Genomic DNA, 26,837 nt, shown 5'->3' on the forward strand with positions numbered 1-26,837 from the left:
AAGGTCAGCGCGGAGCGGCCAGCACGGCGACCGGAAGCGTGCGGAGCGCAGTGTCCAGGCGGAGCGTTCCATCGCGCGCGTCCACGACCTGGCCGGTGAGCACGTCGCGGAACCAGTCGGGGGATCGTTCCGGGAGCGCGATCGTGGTGTCCCGCCACGAACGCCCGAGCGGCATGCGGCCGTGGGCGGTCATGCCGGCCACCAGGCGCGGGGCGAGGGTGACGGACCAGTCGCGACCCCGGCGGCGGGCGAAGGCGACGACATTGTCGCGTCGGGGGCCGGAGACCTCGAGCGGCACATGCGTTCCCCGAGCGAATAGGTCGGGATGCTCCGCCCGGAAGCGCAGGGCGGCTCTCGTGACCCACAGCTTGATCCGCCCGTCCGGCCAGCTCGCCAGCAGCTCGGCGGGATCGGCACCTTCCAGCGTCTCGAGCATCCGCGTCCGCAGCGTGAAGTCGACCGGCCGCCGGTTGTCCGGGTCCACCAGGGCGAGGGACCAGAGCTCCGTGCCCTGGTACAGGTCGGGCACGCCGGGCACCGTGGCCTTCAGCACGACCTGGGCCAGCGAGCTCACCGCGCCGGCCAGCGCCACACGCTCCAGGAACGCCTCCAGGTCGCCGCGGAACGGCTCGTTCGAGGTGGCCAGGACGGAACGGACGAAGGCCCGGAGGGCGCGCTCGTGGGCCTCGTCGGGGGCGAGCCAGGTGGTGTGCACCTTGGCTTCCCTGGCCGCCTTCACCGCGTAGTCCTGCATCCGCCGAACGAAGCCGCCCTGCTCTTCCGCTGAGAGCGGCCACGCTCCCACCAGCGTCTGGTACAGTCGCCACTCCTCGGCCGGATCGGGCACGGGGCGGGCGCCGACCGTCCGAACGTGCCCCGCGTTCCACCTCCGCCACCGCGCCACTCGCCTGCCGAACTCGTCCGGGATCTCCGAGAGCACCGAGATGCGGGCCCGGACGTCCTCGCTTCGCTTGGTGTCGTGCGTGGACGTCGCCGAGAGGCCCCGGGGCCACTCCCTTCCCCTGCCCCGCATGCGGCCATGGAACTCCTCGACGGAAAGGGCCGGCTCCCCGGGGTGGCCCCCCACCTCGCTCCGGGACAGCAGCCCCGGGAACACGTACATCGCGGTGTCCTCGACGCCTTTCGCGGTGACGGGCCCGGTGAGGCGCTGCCATCGCAGCACGAACCGCAGCCATCCCTCCGCCACCTCCGCTGCGGCGTTCGGGGCCAGGTCCAGCAGCAGAACCCGCCGCAGGAACGCCAGCGCGGCGTGGGCCGGCTGCGGCAACCGCTCACGCGCCTCCCGCACGGCCCGCTCGATGCGGCGGCGGTCCTCCCTTCGGACCCCCGGCCCGGCGGTGTACGTGCGGTACACCGACAGCCGCGCCGTCACCAGGGACAGGGCCGTGGCCAGCTCACCCACCGACAGGTCCCGCGCGTACCGGTCGGCCCGGGCCAGCGCGTGCAGCTCTCGCACCAGCGCGGTCAGCTCCCCCGAGAACAGCGACCGCATCACCTGGGTCTTGCGGGCCGCCGCCACCTCCACGAACGGCCCCTCCCACCCGGCCCCCTCGGCGGCCACCCGCTCGAACCGCCGCACGCCGTCGGGATCGACGAACAGCCCCCCGGCCCACTCGGCGAACTCGTAGCCGGTGGTCCCCTGCACCGGCCATTCCCCCACCAGGTCCTCGCCAGGACCGAGGACCTTCTCGACCACCAGGAACGCGGCCTCCCCTACGGCCGACCGGAGCCGCCGGAGGTACTGGTTCGGGTCGTGCAGGCCGTCGACGTGGTCCACCCGCAGCCCGTCCACTCTCCCGTTCCTCACCAGCTCCAGCACCAGGGCGTGGGTGAGCTCGAAGACCTCGGGGTCCTCCACCCGCACCGAGATGAGGGCGGTGATGTCGAAGAACCGTCGGTAGCTGATGTCTCGCGCCGCCACCCGCCAGTGGGCCAGGCTGTAGTGCTGCTCGTCCAGGAGCGCCTGGAGCCGGTCGAAGCTGGCCGGCTCTCCCGGAACACCGTTGTGCCAGTACACGTCGTCGGGGTCCGGACCCGCTCCGAAGTGGCCCCCGACCGACTCGGGGGAAAGGGGAAGCGCGTGTTCGAAGTAGCGCAGCACCACCTCGCCGTCCTCCACGTCCAGCCGGAGCTCGCCCCGCTCCAGGCTCTCCCCGAACGGCCTTCCCAGGATGGGCAGCAGCACCTTTCCGTCCTGGGCCGCCCAGTCGATGTCGAAGACCCGGGCGAACCGTGACGACGGGCCGTTTCGGAGCACGTCCATCCACCACGAGTTCTCCTCGGCGGCGGCCATGTGGTTCGGCACGATGTCGAGCACCACGCCCATCCCGTGCTCCCGGAGGGCATCGCTCAGCGCGTCGAACTCCTCGGGCGTCCCGAGCTCCGGGTTCAGCCGGGTGGGGTCGACCACGTCGTAGCCGTGGGTGCTTCTCGGGCGAGCGGCCAGGATGGGCGACAGGTACACGTGGGAAACGCCCAGCGCCTTCAGGTACCCGACCAGGCCCCGTGCTTGCGAGAACCCGAAACCGGGCTGGAGCTGGAGCCGGTAGGTGGCCGACGGTCGGGCGGGCCCCTCCGCCATTACCGGCGCACCGTCCCGGGCACTACGCGGTCTCGCGGCAGCGCAGCAGGATCACCGAATGCGCCTGGAGGGTCGCCGTGGGCCTTCGGACCGGATGGCTGCCCGGGCGGGCCGTGTTCAGCATCTCCTCCCAGATCCCGGTCCGCTCGATCCTGGGCAGCGTGAACAGCTTGGAGCGGCTCCCCCCGTTCAGCAGCAGCAGCAGCGTGTCGCCGAAGATGGGCCGGCCCCGCTCGTCCACCTCGTCGGTGGCGCGGCCGTGGATGAGCATGCCGAGGATGCGGTTCTCCGGATCGCCCCAGTCCTCGTCGGTCATCTCGTTGCCGTCGGGGCGGACCCAGGTGAGGTCCTTCACCCCGCCCGACATGGGGCCGCCGGTGAAGAACGACCTCCGCCGGAGCACCGGGTTGGACTGGAAGGTGGCCAGGGCCTCGCGGGTGAACTGGAGCAGGTCGCGGTCGATGGCGGAGGAGTCCCAGTTGAACCAGCTGATCTCGTTGTCCTGGCAGTAGGGGTTGTTGTTGCCATGCTGGGTCCGGCCGATCTCGTCGCCGCCCAGCAGCATCCGGACGCCCTGGGAGAAGATCAGCGTGGCCACGAAGTTCCGCTTCATGCGCTCGCGCACCCGCAGGACCGGGGCCGACTCCGTGGGCCCCTCGACCCCCCAGTTGCGGCTGTAGTTGTCGTCGGCGCCGTCCCGGTTCCCCTCGCCGTTGGCCTCGTTGTGCTTGTGGTCGTAGCTCACCAGGTCCTGGAGGGTGAACCCGTCGTGGGCGGTCACGAAGTTGATCGAGCCATAGGTCCGCCGGCCGCTCGCCGCGTACAGGTCGCTGGAGCCGGACAGCCGGGAGGCCAGCTCCGGCACCTGTCCCGGGTCGCCCCGCCAGAACTTCCGGACGCAGTCGCGGTACTTCCCGTTCCACTCGGCCCAACCGACCGGGAAGTTCCCGACCTGGTAGCCGCCCGGGCCGACGTCCCACGGCTCGGCGATGAGCTTGACCTGGGAGATGATCGGGTCCTGCTGGATGATGTCGAAGAACGTCCCCAGGCGGTTCACCTCGTAAAGCTCCCGGGCCAGCACCGGCGCCAGGTCGAACCGGAACCCATCCACGTGCATGTCCGTGATCCAGTACCGGAGGCTGTCCATGATCAGCTGGATGGTCCGGGGGTGCAGCATGTTCAGGCTGTTCCCGGTGCCGGTGAAGTCCATGTAGTAGCGGGGATCCTCCGCGAGCAGGCGGTAGTAGGCGCGGTTGTCGATGCCGCGAAGGGACAGCGTGGGGCCAAGGTGGTTGCCCTCGCCGGTGTGGTTGTAGACCACGTCGATGATCACCTCGATCCCGGCCCGGTGCAGGGTCTTCACCATCGACTTGAACTCGTGGACCTGCTGGCCCAGCCCCGCGGTGGCGTAGCCGGAATGCGGGGCGAAGAACGCGATGGAGTTGTAGCCCCAGTAGTTGGTGAGGCCCGTCTCCACCAGCCGCCGGTCCGCGACGAACTGGTGGACGGGCATCAGCTCCACGGCCGTGATCCCCAGCGCCCGGAGGTGGTCGATGAGGGGGTCGGACGCCATGCCCAGGAACGTGCCGCGGACGCGATTCTGCACGCCGGGGTGGCGCATGGTGGTGCCGCGCACGTGCGTCTCGTAGATGACCGTCCGGTTCCACGGGGTACGGGGAGGGCGGTCGTCGCCCCACACGAACGACTCGTCGATCACGACACATTTCGGCATGCGGCCGGCGCTGTCCCGCGGATCGCAGGTCAGGTCCTCGTCCTCGGCCCCGATGGTGTAGCCGTACAGCGTGTCGTCCCACTGGATGGTGCCGCTGATGGCCTTGGCGTAGGGGTCGATGAGCAGCTTGTTCCGGTTGAACCGGTGGCCCTGCTCGGGCTGGTACGGGCCGTCCACCCGGTACCCGTAGAGCTGTCCGGGACCGGCGTCCGGCAGGTACGCGTGCCAGATGAGGTCGGTGCGCTCGCGCAGGGGGATGCGGTGGGAGGGCCGGTCGTCGTGGTGACCGTCGAACAGGCACAGCTCCACGCCCGTGGCGTGCTCGGAGAAGATCGAGAAGTTCACGCCCTCGCCGTCCCACGTGGCGCCGAGCGGATAAGGGGTCCCCGGCCAGACTCGCACGAGTGCTTCTGACCTACCCGCCGGTGCGGCCGTACAACACGAAGGACGTGGGTCCGAGCTGGAGCCGTTCGTCCTGGCCCAGCTCGTCGGGCGTCTGGGAGCCGGGGCCGCCCCACCGTTCGTCGGCGGAGTCCATCAGCTTCTGCCACCGGCCTTCCAGCCCCGCCACGGCAACCCGGGCGCCATCGCCGAAGTGGAACACGGCCAGGACCTCGTTGGTCCCGCTCCGACGCCGGGCCATCAGGACCCCGGCCTCGTCGTCGGCCGACACCGCCATGTCCTGCTTGGACAGGTGGGCCAGCGCGGGGTGGCCCCGCCGCAGCGCCAGGAGCTCCCGGTGGAACTCCAGCAGCGAGCGGTGCGGCTCCAACTCTCGAAGGGTGCGATCGAGGCGGGCCGACGCGAAGGTGGCCTCGTCCTGCGGATCCAGGACCTCGCGGGACCATCCGAAGGACTCGAACTCGGCGGTCCGGCCCCGCTGGACCGACCGCACCAGCTTGGGGTCCGACAGGCTGATGAAGTAGGGGAACGGCGCGGTCTCGCCGTACTCCTGGCCCATGAACAGCAACGGCACGTACGGGGACAGCGCGACCACACCGGAGGCCAGCTTCTGGGCCTCCACCGACACCAGCGTGGACAGCCGGTCCCCCCGGGCCCGGTTGCCGACCTGGTCGTGGTTCTGGGAGAACACCACCAGCCGTCCGGCGGGGACGCTCCGGGATGAGTTCCCGTGGCGGCGGTCCCGGAACGCCGAGTACTCGCCCTGGTAGACGTAGCCGTCGGTGAACGCCCTGGCCAGATGCCCGACCGTCCCGAAGTCGAGGTAGTAGCCACCGCGCTCACCCGTCAGCAGCGCGTGCAGGGCGTGGTGGAAGTCGTCGTTCCACTGGGCGTGCAGCCCCACGCCGCCCTGGCCGACCGGGGTGACGAAGCGGGCGTCGTTCAGATCTGACTCGGCCACGAGGTACAGGGGCCGCCCCAGCCGGCCGGACAGCTCGTCCACGGCCTCCGCCAGCTCCTGGAGGAAGGGGCGGGCGGAGGAGTCCAGGATGGCGTGCATGGCGTCGATGCGAAGGGCGTCGGCGTGGAACTCCTCCAGCCACTGGAGCGCGCTTCCCAGGAAGAACCGCCGGACCTCGTCGGAGCCCGGTCCGTCGAAGTTGATCGCCTTCCCCCAGGCCTGGCGGTACCGATCGGAGAAGTACGGCCCGAACTCCCCCAGGACGTTCCCCTCGGGGCCCAGGTGGTTGTAGACGACGTCGAGGACGACCGCGAGGCCGCGCCGGTGGCACTCCGCCACGAACCGGCGAAACGCCTCCGGCCCGCCGTAGCTGTCCTGGGCCGCATACGGGAATACCCCGTCGTACCCCCAGTTCCGGGAGCCGGGGAACTGCGCGATGGGCATGACCTCCACGGCCGTGATGCCGAGGTCCACCAGCCCGTCCAGGTACAGGGCCGCCGCGTCGAACGTCCCCTGCTCCGTGAACGTCCCGACGTGCAGCTCGTACACCACGTAATCCTCGAACGGCGGGCCCTGCCATCCGTGGTCGTCCCAGCCGTCCTCGGGGGACCCGACCACCTCTGAGGCGCCGTGGACGCCCTCCGGCTGGGATCGGGACGCGGGATCCGGGAGGTCCCGATCGCCGCTCAGCCGGAAGCGGTACCGGGCGCCCGGGCCGACGCCGTCGGCCGTGCCCGCGAAGTACCCGTGCTCGCCCCGCTCCAGCGGGACCGTGCGTTCCGGATCGCCCAGCAGGACGACATCCACCGATTCGGCGCGAGGGGCCCACACCAGGAACCGCGCGCTGCCGTCGGGAGAGGCCACGGCCCCCGGCGCGTCGAACGTAGCTATTGGGTCCCCTCTCCCTCGAGAAAGACGCAGCCCAGCGGGGGAAGCGTAAGCGACACCGAGAACGGCCGCCCGTGCACGGACCACGACTCCGCCTCGACGCCGCCGTAGTTGCCCCACCCGCTGCCGCCAAACTCGCCGGCGTCGCTGTTCAGGATCTCCCGCCAAAAGCCGCCGTATGGCACGCCGACCCGGTAGCCCGCGCGGGGAACGGGCGTGAAGTTGCACACCACCAGGACGGCCCGGCCGGAGCGGTCCAGCCGCAGGAACGACACCACGCTGTGCTCGCTGTCGTTCGCGTCCACCCACTGGAAGCCGGCCGGGTCGGTGTCGAGCTCGTACAGGGCGGTCTCCTCCCGGTGCCTGACGTTGAGGTCGCGGGTCCACCGCTGGAGCCCGGCGTGGGGGGCGTGCTCCAGGAGGTGCCAGTCCAGGCTGCGGTCGTGGTTCCACTCCGCGTACTGGCCGAACTCGCCGCCCATGAACAGCAGCTTCTTCCCCGGCTGTGAGTACATGTAGCCGAGCAGGAGCCGGAGGTTGGCGAACCGCTGCCACTCGTCTCCCGGCATCTTCCCGATCAGGGAGCCCTTCCCGTGGACGACCTCGTCGTGCGACAGCGGCAGCACGAAGTTCTCGGTGAACGCGTACAGCTGGCGGAAGGTCAGGCGGTTGTGGTGGAACCGCCGGTGGACGGGGTCGTTGGCCATGTAGTCCAGGCTGTCGTGCATCCACCCCATGTCCCACTTCAGCCCGAACCCGAGCCCGCCAACGTAGACGGGCCGGGACACCATGGGCCACGAGGTCGACTCCTCGGCCATGGTCTGGGTGTCCGGGTGCTCGCGGTAGACGTGCTCGTTCATGGTTCGCAGGAAGGAGATGGCGTCCAGGTTCTCGCGGCCCCCGTACTCGTTCGGGATCCACTCGCCGGCCTTGCGCGAGTAGTCCAGGTACAGCATCGAGGCCACCGCATCCACTCGCAGGCCGTCGGCGTGGTAGGTGCTCAGCCAGTGCAGCGCGGACGACAGCAGGAACGAGCGGACCTCGCTGCGCCCGTAGTTGAAGATGTAGCTGTTCCAGTCGGGATGGAAGCCCTTGCGCGGATCGGCGTGCTCGTACAGGTGGGTGCCGTCGAAGTAGCCCAGGGCGAACTCGTCCGTGGGGAAGTGCGAGGGCACCCAGTCCAGGATCACCCCGATCCCGGCCTGGTGCAGCGTGTCCACCATCCACATGAAGTCCTGGGGGGTGCCGTACCGGCTGCTGGGGGCGAAGTAGCCGGTGCACTGGTATCCCCACGAGCCGTAGAAGGGGTGCTCCATCACCGGCATCAGCTCGACGTGGGTGAACCCCAGCTTCGAGGCGTAGTCGGCCAGGCGCGGCGCGAGCTCCCGGTAGCTCAGGAACCGGTTCGGGTCGGCCGGATCGCGCATCCACGACCCCAGGTGGACCTCGTAGATGGACATGGGGGAGCCGAGCGAGTTCCGCTCGCGGCGGCCTCCCATCCAGTCGCCGTCACCCCATTCGTAGGACAGGTCCCACACCACGGCGGCCGTTCGGGGCGGCGTCTCGAAGAACAGCCCGTACGGGTCGCTCTTGTTCACGCGGTATCCGCCGCCGCGGCGGACGATGTGGAACTTGTACAGCGATCCCGCCCCCACGCCGGGGACGATCCCCGCCCAGATCCCGGAGGAGCCCACCGGGCCCAGAGGGTGGGAGCCGGGGTCCCAGCCGTTGAAGTCGCCGACCACGGACACCGACTCGGCATTGGGGGCCCACACCGCGAAGTGCGTGCCGCTGGCCTCCGCCGTGGCCACCACGTGCGCCCCCAGCTTCTCCTGGAGGCGTCCGTGGGTTCCCTCGTTGAACAGGTACAGGTCCTGGTCCGTCAGGAGGGTCTGCTGGCGCACGGCGTCCTCCGTCCGCTGGCTCATCGTCTCACGTGCCTCTCCGCAGCCGGTCCATCCCCGACAGCGTACCCACCACGCCCGGAAGCTTGCGAAACGCCTCGAAATCGAGGGCGGCCTTGCGCCGCCAGTTGGGACGCTCCCGCCACGTCCCGGGATGGTTGTGGGGCCGATCCTCCCCCCACAGGTCCTCGAGGTTCGCCACGGCCAGGCGGGCCGGGCTCGCGGCCAGGAAGGACAGGCAGGCGTGCAGGGCTTCCTCGGTGGTGACGCCCCGAGTCCGCCGGAGGAACCCGGCTTCCCGCAGCGCCGCCAGCATGGCCCGGCGTATCTCGGCGCGCCCCTCCCGGGCCCGCCGGGCGGCGGCTTTCGGGTACCCCAGCGACTCCCCTTCGTCGATGTCCGCGGCGGTCCAGAACGACGCGAACGGCCACATGTCGTGGGTGTTCAGCGACGCCACGGACCCTCGAGGCGGGGTCGGCAGGACGTCCTCCGGATCGATCGCTTCCAGCTGGAGCACGTGGGTCCGGTGGACGCCGTGGCGGGCCATGGCGGCGCGGACACTGGGCGGTACGGTCCCGAGGTCCTCGCCCGACACCAGGGCGCTGGCCCGGGCGGCCTCCAGGGTGAGGATCGCGTACATCTCCTCGGCCCGGTACCGCACGTACACGCCCTGGGTGGCGTCGAGGCCGTACGGCACCCAGTACAGCCGGTGCAGTCCCATCACGTGGTCGAGACGCAGCACGCCGGCCAGCCGCAGGAGGTGCCGGATGCTGGCGATGGGGTAGCGGTACTCCTGCTCCCGGATCCGCTCCGGATGCAGCGGCGGGAAGCCCCAGTTCTGTCCGCCCCCGAAGAACGAGTCGGGCGGCGCTCCGCCGGAGGCGTCCCGGGCGAATGCGTCGCGCTCGCGCCACGTGTCGTAGCTGGAGGGATGGACGCCGAGCGGCATGTCCAGGTACAGGCCGGTCCCCGGGCCGCGATTGGCCCCGGCGACCCGGGCCAGCTGCTCCTCCGCCAGGAACTGGACGTACAGGTGGTACCGGCGCTCGTCCTCGGGGACGTGCCGGGACGCGAGCTTCCCGCCGCGCGCGGGCCCCGGCCACTCCTGCCACGGCGCGCCGAAGTGCGCGATGGCCGCGCGGAAGCGGGCGTAGTCGGCGAGGGCAGGCCGGGAGCGGGCCAACTGCTCCACGGCGGCACGCCGGCCCGATGCCTCCGCGAACACGGAACGGGCCAGGGCTTCCAGCACCCCTCGCTTCGCCGCCATGGACGACCGGTAGTCGACGATGTCGGCAGCGCGGAGCCCCCGGACCCGCCGCCGGAGCGCCGGGGACGACAGGAGCTCCCGCGCCTCCGGCGACCCCTCCAGGTCCGGGATCCCTTCCACGTCCAGGTACAGCTCGTTCCAGAACAGCCGGCTGGCCGGCGAGTACGGGCTGGGCTCGAAGGGATCCTCCTGGTCCAGGAACGACGCCAACAGGGGGAGCGTCCCGACGGTGCTCGCCCCGAGCGTCCCCGCCCAGTCCAGCAGGGCCGAGAGATCGGTGAAGTCGGCTGTGCCCCAGCTCCGGCCGGTCCGGAGGGCGTACAGCGGCAGGAACATGCCCCACAGCCGGATGTCGGGAGTGGGGCACCGCATGGGGGCGGAGATGACCAGGGCGGAGGCCCGGGGCCGGTCGAGGAACAGCCGGTGGTAGCCGAGAGGGAGCGGTGGCAGCGGCACCTCCACCACCCGGCCCTCGGCGTCCACACCATTCACGGAAGCCGCCTCGCTCAAGAGCACGTTCCCGCCGCCACCCTCGAGCTCGATCCGGCCCCGGACGCCCGCTCCCGGGCCCCGGCCCCGTGCCGGAAGGCGGACCTCGAAGGTGTTGGCCTCACCCTGCCACGCCACCACCACCGGCTCGAGGGGCCTGGCCCAGCTCGCCGCGGAGCGCTCCCGCAGCGCCTCCTTCACCTCGGCGGCCGTCCCGGCGGCCACGCCCATGCTCCTCAGCACCGCGGTCAGGGCGTCCGCGGAGGCTCGCCGGCGGCGCTTCTCGGTGTCGGTGAAGCTGGTCTGGACACCGTAGAGCTGGGCCAGCTTCCGGAGGTCGCGCGGCGGCGGCCGGTCTCCCCGGCGGGCCCGGGCGGCTTCGCTCACCCTGCGCTCACCCTGCGCTCACCCTGCGCTCACGAGGCGATCCGGGCGCTCACCGGTCGAGGCCCAGCAGGTCGAGGGTGCCGCGGACCGGGATGTGGATCCACTCCGGGCGGTTGTTGGCCTCGTACCGCAGCTCGTACACGGCCTTGGCCAGCATCAGGGACTCCAGCAGCAGCTCGAGCTGCGGGCGTTCCTGGGGAAGGACCGGCGACGACCCCGCGGTCTCCAGGTAGGCGCGCAGGAAGGTGGCGGAGACCGAGCGGTACCACAGCTCGATCCAGGGCTCCACGGCGGAGAGGTCCTCGGGGCGCGAGGTCGCCTCCGCCAGCCGTCCGAGCGCGGTGTACGCCGCGTAGTGGAACGAGCGAACCATCCCCGCGACGTCGCGGAGCGGGCTGTGCTTGATCCGCCGCTGGCTGAGGGGCACCGCCGGCTCCCCCTCGAAGTCGATGATGACGAAGTCCTTGCCCGTCCACAGGATCTGCCCCAGGTGGTAGTCACCGTGGATGCGGATGCGGCTGGCCTGGATCCGGGTGTTGAGCAGCCGGCCCAGCCGGGACAGGATCTGGGGCTCCAGGTCCAGGACGGGCTTCACGTCCGGGAGGTCGGTGGCCCGGGATCGCAGCAGCCGGAAGGTCCGGGAGGTCTCGTTGCGGATGGACTGGTACAGCGACCGCTGGAGCAGCGGCGTGAAGGGCTCGGGGGCGAAGTTGGCGTCCTCCGTGGGCTGGGCCAGGGCCAGGTGCAGCTCGGCGGTCCGCTGGCCGAGGCGGCGGGTCGACTCCAGGTACGGGCCGATGGTCTCCCGGGCCAGGTTCGGGATGTCGGACTCCGCCAGCGCGAGCAGCGCCGGGTGTCCCTCGGTCAGGTCCATGACGTCCGGGGTCAGGCGGCGGGCCCGGGCCTCGTCCAGGTAGCTGTCCAGGGCGTCCTGCGTGTAGGCCCACGCGTCGCCCTCGTTCGCCACGAACCCGGCCAGCACGGCGAGGGTCATGGACTCCGACTGCCCCTCCCGGTAGTCGATGTGGCCTCCCACCTGGGGCACGTGGGGGAACCCCCGGGCGGTGAGATACCGGCCCACCTCGAGGTCCGGGTTCACCCCCTGGTCGGGCCTCCGGAAGATCTTCAGCACGAACCGGTCCCCGAACAGCACGGACGTGTTGCTCTGCTCCGCGGACATCACCACGGGCTGATGGTCGCGGCCGGAGCCGCGGAGCTCCCGAAACGCCGGGGTCCGTGCGGCGATGACGTCCCCGCGTTCGCCCTGGGACCGGCGGCGCCGGGCGATGGCGTGCAGGAGCCCGATGCAGACCTCCTGGTCCCACAGGCCGTCGATCAGGGCCCGCGGACCCTCCGGGGTGGTCACCATGGCCACCACGGCGTAGGGATGTCCCTCCCGCAGCTCCCTGGTGCGCCGCTCCGACGCCAGCGCGAGCGGCAGCACGTAGGTCTCGGGATCGCCCTCGTTGAACTCCACCCGCACCAGCGTGAGGTACCCGGCCGGGTCCGCCGCCTTCCGGCTGGGGGCCGAGCCGTCGCCGCCACGGTGCGCCGGCCAGTCCGCCGGCACCGGGACCACCTCCACGATCTGCGCGGACCGGACCCGCCGGGCCTTGGCCCCGAACCACCGCCTGGCCTTCAGGTACGAGGGCAGGATCTCCTCCAGCTGGTTCCGAGCCCCCTTGCCCAGCAACCCCTGCCAGGCTCCCGTGACCTCCAGGACGGGGATCTGCGGCTCCGAGCTGGCCGCCGCCTGCTGAGGCTCGAGCGAGAACCAGTAGAAGGCGTGCGGCCCGAGCGTCACGAAGTAGGGCAGCTCGCCGATGGCCGGGAACTCCGTGTGCCCGAACAGCTCCACCGGGACCGCGCTCTTGAACTCGGACAGGTCCAGCTCGACGTACTGGGCGTGCCGGGACAGGTTCGCCACCACCAGGATCCGCTCGTCGCCGTACCGGCGCACGAACACCAGCACCTTGCGGTTCTCCGGGTACAGGAACTCCATGGAGCCCCGGCCGAACGCCCTGTAGCGTTTGCGAAGGGCGATCATCCGCTTCATCCACCACAGCAGCGAGTTCGGGTTGTTCTGCTGGGCCTCCACGTTCAGGGACTCGTAGTGGTACTCGGGGTCGATGTTCACGGGCAGGTACAGCCGCTGGGGGTTGGCGCGGGAGAACCCGGCGTTGCGGTCCGCCGACCACTGCATGGGCGTGCGCACGCCGTTGCGGTCGCCGAGGTAGATGTTGTCGCCCATCCCGACCTCGTCGCCGTAGTAGACGACCGGCGTGCCGGGCATGGAGAACAGCAGGCCGTTCATCATCTCGATGACCTTGCGGTCGTTCCCCAGCAGCGGAGCGAGCCGGCGGCGGATCCCCAGGTTGACCCGGGCCTGGCGGTCCTCCGCGTAGACCCGGTACATGTAGTCGCGCTCCTCGTCGGTGACCATCTCGAGGGTCAGCTCGTCGTGGTTGCGCAGGAACAGCGCCCACTGGGCGGCGTCCGGGATGGGGGGGGTCTGGCCCAGGATGTCGATGATGGGGAACCGGTCCTCCTGGCGGATGGCCATGAACATCCGGGGCATCAGCGGGAAATGGAACGCCATGTGGCACATGTCGCCCTTCCCGAAGTAGGCCACGGCGTCCTCGGGCCACTGGTTGGCCTCGGCCAGCAGCATCCGGTTCGGGAACCGCTCGTCGACGTGGCTCCGGAGGTCGCGCAGGAAGTCCATGGTCTCGGGGAGGTTCTCGCAGGTCGTCCCCTCCCGTTCGAACAGGTAGGGCACGGCGTCCAGGCGGAGCCCGTCGACGCCCATGTCCAGCCAGAAGTCCAGCACGCCCAGCATGGCCCGGCGGACCTCGGGGTTGTCGTAGTTGAGGTCGGGCTGGTGCCCGTAGAACCGGTGCCAGAAGTACGCCTTCGCCACGGGGTCCCACGTCCAGTTGGAGTGCTCGAAGTCCTGGAAGATGATCCGGGCTTCCCGGTACCGGTCGGGCGTGTCGCTCCACACGTAGAAGTCCCGGGCGGCCGATCCGGGCTTGGCCCGGCGAGCCCGCTGGAACCACGGGTGCTGGTCCGAGGTGTGGTTCAGCACCAGCTCGGTGATCACCTGGAGCCCCCGTTCGTGCGCCTCGCGGAGCAGGTAGCGGAAGTCGCGGAGGGCCCCGTAGGAGGGGTGGATCCCCTTGTACATCGAGATGTCGTAGCCGTCGTCGCGTAGCGGGGACGGATAGAACGGCAGCAGCCAGAGCGCGGTGATGCCGAGGTCCTGGAGGTAGTCGAGCTTGCGGACCAGGCCCCGAAGGTCGCCGATGCCGTCCCCGTCGGCGTCGGCGTAGGCCCGGACGTGGAGCTCGTAGACGATCGCGTCCTTGTACCACTGGGACATGCTGGTGTCGGCCTCCGGCTTGCGGGCGCGAACGGCACGGCGGGGCATCAGGCCGCCCCCGGTGATTCGACGGAGCCCACCCGCAGGATGTGCACCGGGACGAGGGACGGGTCGAGCTCGACGTAGTTGGCGGAACCGCGCCACAGGTACCGCGCCCCGGTCAGGAGGTCGTCCACCACGTACGGCTCGTCCCTCGGTGCGCCGAGGTCGTCCAGCCACAGGTGCAGCCATCCCGACTGGCGGTGCACCGGGTCCAGGTTGACCACGGTCAGCACCACGTTGGACCGGTCGGCCGTGGCCTTGCTGTACGCGATCAGCATGTCGTTCGTGGTGGGATGGAACACCAGGTCCCGGTCGGCCTGGAGCGCCGGGTTCTCGTGGCGGGCCCGGTTCACCGCGGCGATGAAAGGGGCCAGGCTCCGGGGATCCGTCAGGTTCCAGTGGCGGATCTCGTATTTCTCGGAGTTGCGGTATTCCTCCTTCCCGGGGGAGATCGGGTCGTGCTCCATCAGCTCGTAGGCGGGCCCGTAGATGCCGTAGCTGGCGCCCAGCGTGGCGGCGAGCACCAGCCGGGCCATGAACGTCGACCGGTACCCGGTCTGGAGCTCCGCCGTCAGGATGTCCGGCGTGTTCGGCCACAGGTTCGGGCGGAAGTACTCCCGGACCTCGGTCCGGGTGAGCTCGGTGAAGTAGTCGGTGAGCTCCGGCTTCGTGCTCCTCCAGGCGAAGTACGTGTAGGACTGGGTGAACCCCAGCTTGGCCAGGCCGTACATCAGCCGGGGACGGGTGAACGCCTCGGACAGGAAGATCAGCTCCGGGTGCTCGTCCTTCAGCTCACGGATGACCCACCCCCAGAACCGCAGCGACTTGGTGTGGGGGTTGTCGACCCGGAAGATCCGGACGCCGCGGGCGATCCAGAACTCCATGACCGCCCGCAGCTCGGCCCACAGCTCCCGCCAGGCGCCGGTCTCGAAATCGAGCGGGAAGATGTCCTGGTACTTCTTGGGCGGGTTCTCGGCGTACTGGATGGAGCCGTCGGGCCGGCGGCGGAACCACTCCGGGTGCTCCTTGACCCACGGGTGGTCGGGCGAGCACTGGTAGGCCACGTCCATGGCGATCTCGAGGCCGTGGTCGCGGGCCGCGGCGACCAGCGCGTCGAAGTCCTCGAACGTGCCGAGGTCGGGATGGATGGCGGTGTGCCCGCCCTCCTCGGCCCCGATGGCCCACGGGCTCCCGGGGTCGCCCGGGCCGCCCCTCGGGTCGTTGTTCCTGCCTTTTCGGTGGGTCCGCCCGATCGGGTGGACCGGCGGCAGGTACAGCACGTCGAACCCCATCTCGGCCACGTACGGCAGCCATTTGACGGTGTCGCGGAGCGTCCCCGGCCGCTTGGGGTCGGGGCTGGTGGACCGGGGGAAGAGCTCGTACCACGCTCCGAACCGGGCCCGTTCCCGGTCCACCACGACCTCCAGCTCCCTGCCGTAGGCCGTGGAGAAGCGGCGGTCCGGGTGCTGCTCCATGCGCTCGGCCAGCTCGACCGAGAGCGCGGCCTTCTCCCCGAGGGGCCCGCCCGAACGGAGGTCGGCGGCGAACTCGCGGAGGGCCTTGCGGTCGGCGCCGACCGCGCGTCCCGCGGCCCGCTCCACCATTTCCGCCCCGGCCAGCAGCTCGACGGTGACGTCCTGCCCGGCCTCGATCTTCACGGAGGTGTCCCGGCGCCAGCTGCCGAACCGGTCGATCCAGCCCCGGAGCGTGTAGCGGTACCGGCCAAGCTCGGCAACGGTGAACTCGCCCCGCCACCGGTCGTTGCCGATCGGCTCCATGGCGCACTCCGACCACAGCGGGTCCTCGTCCCGCCGGTATCGCAGGACGCAGGCCAGCTGATCGTGCCCGTCGGCGAACACGTCGGCCTCCACGGCCACCGTCTCGCCGACCACTCGCTTGATGGGGAAACGGCCCCCGTCGATCTCGGGGGTCACCCCTTCGATGACCACCCGACGCCGTCCCTCTGGCACGTCCGGAAGGCGTCGGGGCGGCTCGGACGAGGCCGTTCGACGCGTCGTGGGCACCGTGTATCACGATAGCCGGAAGCGTGGGGGGCATGATCGAGCAGCGCCGGCCACGTCAACGCGCCTGGCCGAAGTCGACCTACGTGCCGGCCGGCCCGTCGGGTTCGAGCCCGGGCTCCCGCCTCGCGACGGCCACGGCCTCGTCCACGGTCATGGCGCGGCCCTCTTCCCAGGCCCGGTCGGCCGCGCCCTCCGAGAGATGCGCGCGGGCCTCCGCAACCGGATCCCCTTCCAGCAACCCGCCGATGGCACCCGGGGGCCCACCCACCTGCTCCTTGATGGATTCCGAGGCGCCGGCCAGCCGGATGGCGTCCTCGTGCCGCCCCTCCCAGGTCGCCAGGAACGCCAGGTCCGTGAAGGTGATCCCGATCCCCGTGCGGTTGTCGACCTCGCGGAACAGCTCCAACGCTTCGAGGCCGGCGGAACGCGCCTCCCGCCGGTGGCCGACGCGGCCGTGGGAGAAGGACAGCCACAGGAGGTCGAATGCGAGGTGCAGGCGCTCCCCCAGCCGCCGCCAGATGGCCACGACCTCCTCGAGGCTGTCGATGACCGCGTCCCACCGCCCGGCCTCGGCGTCCGGCATCACGAGCAGCGTCAGGACCTGGGCCACCCCGCGCTCGTCGTTCGCCCGGCGGAACAGCTCGAGGCTCTCGTCCAGCAAGGGGCCCGCGGCGGCGAGGTCGTCCCCGGCCGCCACGAACGACAGGTTGTACAGGGCCTCCGCGGTGCGGGCGGGGTCGCCGAGCTCCCGCTCGACGGCCACCGCCTCCCCGTAGAACACTCCGGCCGCCTCGCGGTCCTGCTGCCACCAGGCGATCCCTCCGGCTCCGATCAGGGCCTTGGCCCGGGCCGCGGTCGGCCCCTGACCCGACGGCATCGCCAGGATCTCGTCGAGCCACCGCCGGCCCTCGGCCAGGTGCCCCCGCTGCTGCCAGAACCGCCACAGCGCGGCGGCGGACTCCTGGGCCCGGTCCGCCGCTCCGGTCTCGATGGCCCAGCGGAGGGCGTTGCGGATATTGGCGTGCTCCCGGTCGCACCGGTCGAGCCACGGGATCTGGTCGTCGGCCGTGAGGTGGGGTTCGGCCTCTACCGCAAGGTGGAGGAAGTGCTCGCCGTGGCGCCGCAGGATCAGGTCCAGGTCGCCCCCGGCCGCGAGCTGCTCCTGCCCGAACTCCCGGATCGTCTCCAGCATGGAGAACCTGCGTTCGCCGTCGGGGAGCTCGGTCCCGCGGACCAGCGACTTGTCCACCAGCGAGGTCAGTCCCTCGAGGACATCGAGGCCGAGCTCCTCCGGGGCGCACACCGCCTCGGCCGACTCGAGGGTCCACCCCCCGGCGAACACCGACAGCCGGGCGAACAGGCGTCGCTCGGCATCGTCGAGCAGGTCGTGGCTCCAGGCGATGGCGCCGCGGAGGGTCCGCTGGCGCTCGGGTAGCGTCCGCGCCCCGGAGGTGAGGATGGACAGGCGCTTCTGGAGACGGGGCAGGATCTGCTCGGGCGTCAGGACCTTGGTCCGGGTCGCCGCCAGCTCGATGGCCAGCGGAAGGCCGTCGAGCCGAGCGGTGATCCCCGCCACCGCCGGGGCGTTCTCCTTCGTGATCCGGAACCGGGGCCGTACCGCGATGGCCCGTTCGGTGAACAGGCGGACCGCGTCGAACCGGCCGAGGGTGAGGAGATCCGGGAGCCGCTCGGGATCGGGGGGCTCGAGCGGCGGCACCACGTACTCCTGCTCCCCCCGGAGCGACAGCACGACGCGCGAGGTCGCCAGGACCTTCAGGTTCGGGGCGGCCGTGAGGAGCTCCTCGATCACGGGGGCCGCCTCCGCCACCTGCTCGAGGTTGTCGACGACCAGGAGGAGGTCTTTATCGCGGAGGTGATCCTGGACGACTTCGAGGATGGGCCGCCCGGCGGCCTCCGGGACCCCCAGGGCCCGGGCCACGACCGAGGGAACCAGGGCGGGATCGGTCAACGACGACAGGTCCGCGAAGAACGCCCCGTCGCCGAATTCGGTGAGGACAGCCGCGGACACTTGCAGGGCCAGCCGGGTCTTCCCGGACCCCCGGCGCCGGTGAGGGTGAGGAGCCGGGTTCGGGCCAGGAGGTCCCTGATCTCGGCGATCTCCTCCTCCCGGCCCACGAACGAGGTGAGCTGGGCGGGGAGGTTGTTGGGACGGGCGTCGAGCGTCCGGGGAGGCGGGAAGTCGGCCGGCAGCCCCTCGATCACCAGGGCGTACAGATGCTCGGGATGCACGATGTCCTTGAGGCGGTGCTGCCCGAGGTCCCGAAGGGAGACCTCGTCGGGGAGGGTGCGCTCCACCAGCCCCCGGGTGGCGTCGGAGACGATGACCTGGCCGCCGTGCGCCGCGTCGGCGATCCGCGCCGCCCGGTTCACGTCGATGCCGACATAGTCGTCCCCGCCCAGCACGCCTTCTCCGGTGTGGACGCCCATGCGGACCCTCACGGGTGAACCCGAGGACCAGTCGTGGGCGGCCAGGTCCCGCTGGACGGCCACCGCGGCCTCGATCGCCCCACCGGGGTTGCGGAACGCGAGGAAGAAGGAGTCCCCCTGCGTGCTGACCTCGACGCCGCCGTTCGCGGCGACGGCCCGTCGGACGATCGCCGCGTGCTGGTCGCGGACCGCCGCGTACCGGTCAGCGAGCTCCTGAAGTAGGCGTGTGGAGCCCTCGATGTCGGTGAACAGGAAGGTGACCGTCCCGGTGGGCAGCTCTGCCATGTCAGAGCGCAATGTAGCGTCGGGCGCCGGAGCCGATGCGCCTATGCTGGCCCGTCGTTCGATCGATTCGGCGCACAGGGAGGACGCACGTGCTGCTCGAGAACAAGAACGCCGTGATCTACGGAGGGGGCGGCTCGGTCGGTGGCGCGGTGGCCCGAGCCTTCGCCCGCGAGGGGGCGAGGGTCTTCCTGGCCGGCCGGACCGTTGCCACGCTGGACCGGGTGGCCAAGGCGATCACCGCCGCGGGAGGGGTGGCCGAGGCGGCGGAGGTCGATGCCCTCGACGAGCGGGCCGTCGAGGAGCACGCCCGCGCCGTGGCCGAGAAGGCGGGGGGAATCGACATCTCCTTCAACGCGATCAGCCATGGGGACGTCCACGGGACGCCCCTGCTGCAGATGGACTACGAGGACTTCGCTCGCCCCATCACCACGGCCATGCGCGCACAGTTCCTGACCGGGCGGGCCGCGGCTCGGCACATGGTCGAGCGGGGCTCGGGCGTGATCATGGCGATCACCGCGACGACGGCCCGGCAGGTGATCCCGGAGGTCGGAGGCACGGGGGTCACCTTCGACGCCATCGAGAGCCTGTGCCGGCAGTGGGCATGCGAACTCGGGCCGCTCGGCGTCCGCGTCGTCTGGCTCCAGACGACCGGCCTCCCCGAGGCCATCGCCGACATCGAGCGCTTCCTCGACTACGGCACCGGTTCGGGAAAGGGCATGACGCGCGATGAGCTGATCGCGTGGCTGCGAGGGAAGACGATGCTGAACCGGCTGACGTCGCTGGCCGAGGTGGGGAACGTGGCCGCCTTCGTGGCTTCGGACCAGGCCAGCGCCATGACCGCCGGCGCCGCGAACATCACCTGCGGCTCGGTCCCCACGAGATGACAAGTTGCCTCGCCAGCCCGGGCTTACGGTTCACCCGGGGAAGGCGGCACCGGCCGCGATGTCCAGGATCATGGGTAGTGCCCGGTCGCCGTACTTCGCTGTGACGCGCTGGATGAGCTCCTGCTTGGGCGAGCCCTGCTCGACCGCGGCGTCGAAGGCGGCTACGTAGTCCCGGGTCTCGTCCAACAGGACCCGCCTCGCCTCGTCGTCGGTCCCGGGCACCTTGTGGCCCGCCACCACCGTGACCGGGTCCATGCCGGCCAGCTTCTCGAGGTTGGCGATCCACTCCTTCCGCTCGTCGGCGTTTGCCTCGGCGAGCCACACGTGGGTCCCGTTGTAGGCGACGTCCCCGGCGGCCAGGGCGCGAATCGACGGGATCCACACCACTGTCGAGTCGTGGACGTCGCCCTGTCCGAGGTGGATGATCCGGAGCTCATTGCCCTCGAGGTCGATCACGTCGCCGTCGAGCGGCTCCCACTGCGCCACCTTGGCAGCCAGGGTCTCCTCGATCACGCCGATCACCTCCGGCGCGGTGACGAACCGAGCCTGGGGGAACGCGGCCCTGAGGGTGGTGAGCCCCCAGTAGTGGTCCGGGTGCCCGTGGGTGATGTACACGGCCGTCAGGTTCTTGCCGGTGGCCTTGATGGTCTCGGCAAGCCGCTCCGCGTCGGTCCGGGTGAACTGCCCGTCGACCACGACGGCGTCGCGCTCACCGGACACGATGGTCGACGTCACGTTGAAGGCGTTGTCGCCTCCCACGAACACATCGAGCTTCAGGTCGGCCATGGGGTCCTCCTCCCATTCGCCCTCGCCGATCGAGGGCATCGCCGTGCGCAACCGACGGTACCCTTGGCTAATTCCCAACGGGAAGTAGTGACCTCAAAGTGGTATGATTTCCCTGTGGAAACTGACCTGGTACCGGGAACGAAGCTCCAGGGCCCGTGGGATCCGTACGATCCGAACTGTCCCACCCGGCAGCTGTTGAGCCGGATCGGAGATCGCTGGACGGTGTTGATCGTGGGCGCCCTCGAGGAGCGGGAGCGGCGTTTCGGTCAGCTTCTGTCGCTGGTCCGCGGGATCAGCCCGAAGGTCTTGACGCAGACCCTTCGTGCGATGGAACGGGACGGACTCGTCAGGCGGGAGATCTTCCCGGAGATCCCACCCCGGGTGGAGTACTCGCTCACCGAGCTCGGGAAGGAGCTGGTCGACCCGATCGCGACGATCCGTGACTGGGCCGTAGCTCACATGGAGCGGGTGATCACCGCCCGCGAGATGTACGACGCGTCCAGCAGCGTTCCTGCCGTCGTTGCTAGGCCGATGTCGCCCGGTGCAGGGCGACGGGAGCCGTGATGCCCTTGAGCGCGACCGATCCGAGCGGCTCGAAGCGAACGTCGTCCGAGTCGCACAGGGTGTAGACGTCCTCGGTCACCACGACCTGATCGGCCTGCGCGTGGGCCGACACGCGTGAGGCGATGTTGACCGTCCTTCCGAAGTAGTCGCTGTCCCTGGCGATGACCGGGCCCGCGTGCAGTCCCACCCTGGCGGGCGGGAGGCCTACCCTCGGCGCTTCCCGCACCATCTCGAGGGCTGCCAGGACACCCTCCGTTGGCCGCGCGAAGTAGCACATCACGCCGTCACCCAGGAACTTCACCGGCCTGCCGCCGTGGCGGCGGGTCGCCGACCGAACGAGGTCGGAGAGCTTCACCGTGAGGTCGACCGCGGCCTCGTCGCCCCGCTCCTCGGTGAGCGCGGTGAACCCGGACAGGTCCAGGAACCCGATCGCCGGCACGTGGCGGGGCGGACGGCGAATGGCCCCCGTCCGTTCGATGGCCGCCTCGACGTGCTCGAGGACCGACTCGATCATCCCCTGCTCCACGTGCCGGCGGTGCAGCCACACCAGCACCCGCTCGTCGAGCTCCTGGGCCATCTGGCCCTGCGGCAGCGCGATCTCGAGCATCTGCTGCTCCGGCAGCCCCGAACGCAACAGCGGGTTCATCACGTAGGTCTCGAAGAAGTTGAGCTCCGCTCGTGTCAGGTTCCGCAGGTTCTCGCCCCAGAACCGCGCGGCGTGCGCGATGGCCCCTTCGGTCCCGGCGACCGGCATGCCCCGGATGGCCTGGAGCACGGGCGCCATGTCCAGATCGTCCTGGCGGACCCGGTCCTTCAGCGTCGGCTGGGGGAGACCGAGCCCCGCGTAGGCGTCTTGCAGGAACTCGAAGGGGACTCCGAACTGCCGGCACAGCTCCTCGAAGTCGCGGTCCGAGAGCGCAGCGGTGTTCTGCTCGGGAAACAGCGCGTCCACGAAGGCGAAGGAGAACTCGCCGGACGCAATGGCCGTGCCCACGTCCTCTGGGCGGATGCCGGACTGCTCCAAGGCCTGGAGGAGACGGACTCGGGTGACGTCGACAGACCGGAACGGCTCGTTGCGGCTGGAGAGGATGCCCAGGGCCGCGAACCGGTCGATCTCCTCGGGCGCCGCGCCGGCCCGGCGCGCCACCTCCTCACAGGTGAGCTCCTCCATGGCCGCATGGTACGGCCCGCGCCAATCTCGTCCGAGGCTCTCCGACGGCATTGGCTCCGATCGACGGGGCCTGTTATGGACGATATCGGGCACTCAGCGGGTCAACGCGCGTGCCAGGAAATCTTTGAGCCGGGTCGGTGTCGTGCTCTCCGCCGTGCGCCGCTGGCCGCGCCCGCGGAAAGGCTCGCCCGCCCTCAGGGGCCGGCGATGCGCTTGGCTCGGTCCAGCGCCTGGGCGATCTCGCGCATGATGCGGTCGTTCAGCTCGTGGACGTCGTGCGGGTTCCGCGCCGAGCCCACCGGCGTGATGGGTGGGCCGAACACGGCCGCCACCCTGGGCCGCCACGGCGGCGCCACCCTGAACCCGAACTGGGGCCACCTACGGTGGGTTCCCCACACGGCCACCGGGATCAACGGAACGCCGCCGGACAGGGCGATGCGGGCCGCACCGCGCCGGCCCGGCTGGAGCGGCCCCGGGCCCACCCCGCCCTCCGGGAAGATTCCGGCCAGCGCTCCAGTGGCGATGACGCCCGCCGCTTCCTCCAGCGCCTTGAAGTCGCGCTCGCCCCGGCGGATGGGGATCTGCTTGATCAGCCGAAGCCCCGTCCCGATCAGCGGCTTCTCGAACATCTCGGCCGCGGCCAGGAACCGGACCGTCCGGCCGCGGTAGGAGGGGGCCAGCGCGATGATCACCGGGTCGATCACGCTGATGTGGTTGGAGGCCAGGATGGCCGGTCCCTTCCGTGGGATGTTGTGCGTCCCCGCGAAGTGGACGTCGAAGCAGGCTCGGGCCACGGTTCCCACCGTGTAGAGGCCGGTCCGCCACCAGAAGTCCCGCTCGACCCGGTCCTCCCGCCGCATGGCGGCGAAGTGTACGCCGGAGGGCGGTTGCTGCCGTCTGTGGCTACGCGTCCTGCCGGGCGTCCTGGCGGCGGTCCTGCCCGACACGCCGGCGCTCCAGGAAGCGGGCGAACGACTCCGCCGGCTGCGGGCGGCTCCATCGGTTGCCCTGGGCCATCTGGCAGCCGATCGCCCGGAGGCCGCGGCCTGCTCCTCGGTCTCCACGCCTTCGCCGACGGTCTGGAGGCCGAGCGCACCTGCCATGCGCACGATTCCGTCCACGATCGCGGTCTGCCGCCCCGAGGAGCCCAGACCGGCGATCAGCGGTCGGGCCAGCTTCAGCATGTCGATGGGGAACCGGTTCACGAATCCGGGCGAGGCGAACCCGGTCCCGAACCCGTCCACGGCCAGACGGACCCCGACTTCCTTGAGGGCACGCAGACGGCCGTCCGCCCCCTCGGGGTCCTCCACCAGCGCACTCTCGGATACCTCGAGGCAGATCGACGCCGGGTCGATGCCCGCGGAGCGGATCGTCTTCGCGGTCACCTCGGCCAGGTCGGCCCGCTCGAACTGACGGGCGGACAGATTGAGGCTGACCCAGATCGGCTCGCCCCCACCCTCGGCGTTTCCGGCGCTCCGCAGCCAGGCGGCGGCGTGCTGGAGCATCCAGCGGTCGATCTGCACGATCAGCCCCGACTCCTCGGCCACCAGCAGGAACTGCGGGGGTGCCAGCAGGCCCCGGGTGGGATGGCGCCACCGCACGAGCGCCTCGGCGCCCACCGCGGCTTCGTCCTCCAGACGGACCACCGGCTGGAGGTACAGCCGCAGCTCGTCGCGTTCCAGCGCTTCGCGCAGGGCCGTCTCCACGCGCCGGCGCCCCCGGGCCTGCGAGCGCATCCGGCCGTCGAACAGCTCGTAGCGGGCCCGCCCGTGGCGCTTGGCCCGGTACATGGCGGTGTCCGCGTCCTGGATCAGCTCCTCGGGATCGCGCCCGGGCTCGTGGGACATGGCCAGCCCCACGCTTCCCGAGATGGAGATGCGCCGGCCGTCCACGTCGAACGGCTCGGCCAGGGCCCCGGTGATGCGTTCGGCGATGCGGAGGGCCTCCTGCTTGCCGGGGAGGTCCTCGCACAGGACCACGAACTCGTCCCCGCCGAAGCGGGCGATGGTGTCGGTGGGCCGGACCATCTGCTCGAGCCGGCGGACCACCTGGATCAGCAGCGCGCTGCCGGCCGCGTGGCCATAGGTGTCGTTCACGGCCTTGAAGCGGTCGAGGTCCACGAACAGCACGCCCACCGTTCCGGGGTGGCGGCTCAGGCGCGACAGGGCCATGCTGAGGTGATCGGTGAACAGGGTCATGTTCGGCAGGCCGGTCAGCGAGTCGTGCAGGGCCCGGCGTGCGATCTCCTCCGACCGCAGGGCCTCGGCGGCCCGCTTGCGCTCGACCACCCGGCCCAGCTGGGCCCCCACGTCGGCCATGACCTCCAGCATCGAGGGGTCCGGATCGGCGGGCCGGTCGGCGAAGAACTCCAGCACCGCCACCACCTCCCGCTCGATCAGGACCGGAAACGCGAAGCTTGCCCGGATGTCCAGCTCCCCCGCGAGGGTCCCGTCCAGGAACGAGGTATCGCGGGCCAGGTCCGTCACCCAGGCCGGCTCGCCGGTGGCCAGGACCTCGGCGGGGAGGCCGACCGCCCCCCCGGTCCGGGTGGCCTCGGTCACGGCCCGGAACGTCTCGAAGCGCCGGGGGTCGGCGAGATGCCAGACCCCCGAGGAGACCAGGCCGCCCCGGGCGGCCTTCCTCGTCCAGGACGAAGGCGTGGCCCACCGGCCATCCGGTGTGCCCGCACACGAGGTCGAGGGCCCGGCGGATGACCTCTTCCACCAAGGTGGCCTCGTTCGACGCCGTGGCGATCTCCCGCATCAGCTCGAGCTCCGCCGTCCTCCGACCGAGCTCGCCGGCGGTCCGCCGAAGCGACATCGTCAGCCACGCCGCCGATTCGCCCACCAGCACCGCCACCGGCACGACCACGGCCGCCGACCCCAGGCCGGTCCCGTGCTCGCCGGGCAGGGCCAGGATCGGCAGCACGTAGGCCAGGGCGGCCAGCGGGGAGAGCTTTAGCGACGTCCACGGCCGGTGGCCGATGCCGACCCACGCGAACACCACCACGAAGAACACGCCGTAGGTGTAGATGGCCGTGCCGCCGTAGGCGTTCCCGGCCGCGATGAGGGCCAGGGCGGGCGGCACCAGCCACAGGCTGGCCCGCCTCGGCCACCGGCCCCAGGGGGCGAGCCACGCTCCGATGCCGGTGGCCAGCGCCACCGCGGAGACCGCCAGGAGGGCGGGCCGGTTGACGCCGGGCCCGCCGGCAAGTGGCAGGGTGACCGCGGTAATGGCGCCCGAGGCCAGCAGGAGGACGGCAGCGACCCGGCCCACCAGGGCGCGGCTGGGCCCGGCGGCGCGATCGAGACCATCGGCCGGCTGCATCTACGGTGAGTATCGGCATCGACGCCCGAAAATCCTTAGCCCCGGGCATATGGATGATTCGAAACCGAAGATGGAGGGAACACCTCCGCTCGACATGCCGGACGAAGCCTGCCCGCACTGCGGCGAGACGCGCCGCTTCACAAGGGTCCAGCGAGTGGACATCGGCCCAGGCGTCCGCTACGAGGTGTACGCGTGCGCCGGCTGCGGTGCTTCCTTCGTGCGGGACGAGGCGCGCGGGTGGACCTGGATGCCGGCCCGAACGCGGCCCGCGCGAAGCGCCTGACCCCTCGGGGGTCGTCCGGCGGACCGTTGCCCTCGGTCGTTCGTCCGGCTGAACGCCGCGGCTAGGATGCTCGCGGTGCGTCGCCTGATCCCATCCTTCCTCTTCGGCTCGGTCGTGCTCGGTTCCGCGCTGGTCGGTTCCGTCGTTCCCGCGGGAGCCCTGGCCGCCGGTTCCCCGGCATCCGCGACCGCCCCGCCGCCGCACGTCCAGGTCGTGCTGTCGGGGGACGTCCACGTTCGCCGGGGTGAGGTGTCTCGCGACGTCGTGGTGGTCCACGGCAGCGCGAACGTCGAGGGGATCGTCCGGGGATCCGTGGTGGTGTTCGACGGGCCCGTCACGGTCTCCGGCCTGGTGAAGGGGGACGTGGCGGCCCTGGACGGGACGGTCACCCTCCTGCGGGGGGCCCACGTCACCGGCGACGTCTGGGTGGGCCGGGGGCGGGCCGTCACGGAGGTGGGCTCGGCCATCGACGGGCGGCTGCACACGGGAACGATCCTTCGGTTCGCGGCGCCCGGGACCGTGGTGGCCCGGTTCCCGGTGTGGCTCGCCATCTCGCTCTCCACCCTGTTGCTGGGCGTGCTGTTGCTCCTGCTGGCGCCGCGGGGAGCCGACGCGATCGCGGCCGTGTCCACCTCCGCGCCTGGCGCCGCGACCGGATGGGGTGCGGCCCTGTTCGTGGGCCTTCCGATCCTGGCCGTGCTCGCCATCGTCACCCTGGTCGGCATCCCGTTCGGGGTCGGGCTGCTGCTGGCCCTGGCGTTCCTGTACGCCGTCGGCTACGTCTGGACCTCGTGGGCACTGGGCCGGGCCCTGATCCGCCCGTCGCGGCACGGCCGGAGCCTCCGCCGCTACCCGGCGTTCCTGGTGGGATGGGCGATCCTGCGCGGAGTAGGCTTCTTCCCGATCGTGGGCGCCATCATCTGGTTCGCCGCTGCGCTGTTCGGCCTGGGACTCATGGCCGTGGCCACCTGGCGGGCCCGGCGGCCGGTGGCCGTTCTCACGGCCGGCC

16 protein-coding genes are annotated in these 26,837 nt (G+C 71.1%); 4 read left to right on the top strand and 12 right to left on the bottom strand.

What is annotated here, in order from left to right; genetic code table 11:
- Positions 1 to 4: 4 nt before the first annotated feature.
- The 9 genes from treY to M3Q23_11710 all read right to left on the bottom strand — a co-directional run bounded on the left by treY (position 5) and on the right by M3Q23_11710 (position 18,813).
- The gene (gene treY, locus M3Q23_11670; GenBank protein ID MDP9342723.1) at positions 5 to 2,602 is read right to left on the bottom strand and encodes a malto-oligosyltrehalose synthase; all 2,598 of its coding nucleotides are present in this window, start codon (positions 2,600 to 2,602) and stop codon (positions 5 to 7) included.
- 22 nt (positions 2,603 to 2,624) lie between these two features.
- Entirely contained in the window at positions 2,625 to 4,736 is a 2,112-nt protein-coding gene (gene glgX / locus M3Q23_11675; protein MDP9342724.1) for a glycogen debranching protein GlgX, read from the bottom strand.
- A gap of 13 nt (positions 4,737 to 4,749) precedes the next feature.
- The gene (gene treZ / locus M3Q23_11680) at positions 4,750 to 6,561 is read right to left on the bottom strand and encodes a malto-oligosyltrehalose trehalohydrolase (protein ID MDP9342725.1); all 1,812 of its coding nucleotides are present in this window, start codon (positions 6,559 to 6,561) and stop codon (positions 4,750 to 4,752) included.
- Between the two features lie 23 nt (positions 6,562 to 6,584).
- On the bottom strand, positions 6,585 to 8,513 hold the full coding sequence (gene glgB, locus M3Q23_11685; protein MDP9342726.1) for a 1,4-alpha-glucan branching protein GlgB: 1,929 nt from the start codon (positions 8,511 to 8,513) through the stop codon (positions 6,585 to 6,587).
- Positions 8,514 to 8,517: 4 nt separating this feature from the next.
- Entirely contained in the window at positions 8,518 to 10,632 is a 2,115-nt protein-coding gene (gene malQ, locus M3Q23_11690) for a 4-alpha-glucanotransferase (protein ID MDP9342727.1), read from the bottom strand.
- Between the two features lie 49 nt (positions 10,633 to 10,681).
- Positions 10,682 to 14,062, bottom strand: coding sequence for a maltose alpha-D-glucosyltransferase (treS, locus tag M3Q23_11695; GenBank protein ID MDP9342728.1), 3,381 nt, complete (start codon positions 14,060 to 14,062; stop codon positions 10,682 to 10,684).
- Positions 14,062 to 16,026, bottom strand: a complete 1,965-nt coding sequence (locus tag M3Q23_11700) for an alpha-1,4-glucan--maltose-1-phosphate maltosyltransferase (protein MDP9342729.1) — start codon at positions 16,024 to 16,026, stop codon at positions 14,062 to 14,064. The genes treS and M3Q23_11700 overlap by 1 nt, the downstream gene beginning before the upstream one ends.
- Before the next feature lie 133 nt (positions 16,027 to 16,159).
- Entirely contained in the window at positions 16,160 to 18,109 is a 1,950-nt protein-coding gene (locus M3Q23_11705) for a hypothetical protein (protein ID MDP9342730.1), read from the bottom strand.
- Positions 18,046 to 18,813 carry an adenylate/guanylate cyclase domain-containing protein gene (locus M3Q23_11710; GenBank protein MDP9342731.1) on the bottom strand — a complete coding sequence of 256 codons (768 nt, stop codon included), beginning with the start codon at positions 18,811 to 18,813 and terminating at the stop codon, positions 18,046 to 18,048. The genes M3Q23_11705 and M3Q23_11710 overlap by 64 nt, the downstream gene beginning before the upstream one ends.
- Before the next feature lie 89 nt (positions 18,814 to 18,902).
- Here M3Q23_11710 and M3Q23_11715 point away from each other — a divergent pair, with 89 nt between their 5' ends.
- Complete coding sequence (locus tag M3Q23_11715; GenBank protein MDP9342732.1) at positions 18,903 to 19,697, top strand: SDR family oxidoreductase; 795 nt, start codon at positions 18,903 to 18,905, stop codon at positions 19,695 to 19,697.
- A gap of 30 nt (positions 19,698 to 19,727) precedes the next feature.
- Here M3Q23_11715 and M3Q23_11720 read toward each other — a convergent pair whose 3' ends face one another.
- Positions 19,728 to 20,534, bottom strand: coding sequence for an MBL fold metallo-hydrolase (locus M3Q23_11720; protein MDP9342733.1), 807 nt, complete (start codon positions 20,532 to 20,534; stop codon positions 19,728 to 19,730).
- A gap of 75 nt (positions 20,535 to 20,609) precedes the next feature.
- Between M3Q23_11720 and M3Q23_11725 the strand changes: the two genes are divergently transcribed.
- On the top strand, positions 20,610 to 21,047 hold the full coding sequence (locus M3Q23_11725) for a helix-turn-helix transcriptional regulator (GenBank protein ID MDP9342734.1): 438 nt from the start codon (positions 20,610 to 20,612) through the stop codon (positions 21,045 to 21,047).
- Here the strand turns inward: M3Q23_11725 and M3Q23_11730 are convergent.
- Together M3Q23_11730 and M3Q23_11735 are read right to left on the bottom strand one after the other, a co-directional pair.
- Positions 21,007 to 22,218, bottom strand: coding sequence for an adenylate/guanylate cyclase domain-containing protein (locus tag M3Q23_11730; protein MDP9342735.1), 1,212 nt, complete (start codon positions 22,216 to 22,218; stop codon positions 21,007 to 21,009). The two genes, M3Q23_11725 and M3Q23_11730, sit on opposite strands and share 41 nt — an antisense overlap.
- Positions 22,219 to 22,412: 194 nt before the next feature.
- Positions 22,413 to 24,779: an EAL domain-containing protein gene (locus M3Q23_11735; GenBank protein ID MDP9342736.1), complete on the bottom strand. Its 2,367-nt coding sequence runs from the start codon at positions 24,777 to 24,779 to the stop codon at positions 22,413 to 22,415.
- Positions 24,780 to 24,928: 149 nt separating this feature from the next.
- On the opposite strand from M3Q23_11735, the gene M3Q23_11740 reads away from it, so the two are divergent.
- Together M3Q23_11740 and M3Q23_11745 are read left to right on the top strand one after the other, a co-directional pair.
- The gene (locus M3Q23_11740) at positions 24,929 to 25,150 is read left to right on the top strand and encodes a hypothetical protein (protein MDP9342737.1); all 222 of its coding nucleotides are present in this window, start codon (positions 24,929 to 24,931) and stop codon (positions 25,148 to 25,150) included.
- A gap of 753 nt (positions 25,151 to 25,903) precedes the next feature.
- The coding region (locus tag M3Q23_11745; protein MDP9342738.1) for a polymer-forming cytoskeletal protein at positions 25,904 to 26,837 on the top strand (934 nt) is incomplete at its 3' end.

Source organism: Actinomycetota bacterium (assembly GCA_030774015.1).
Taxonomy (GTDB): domain Bacteria; phylum Actinomycetota; class UBA4738; order UBA4738; family JACQTL01; genus JALYLZ01.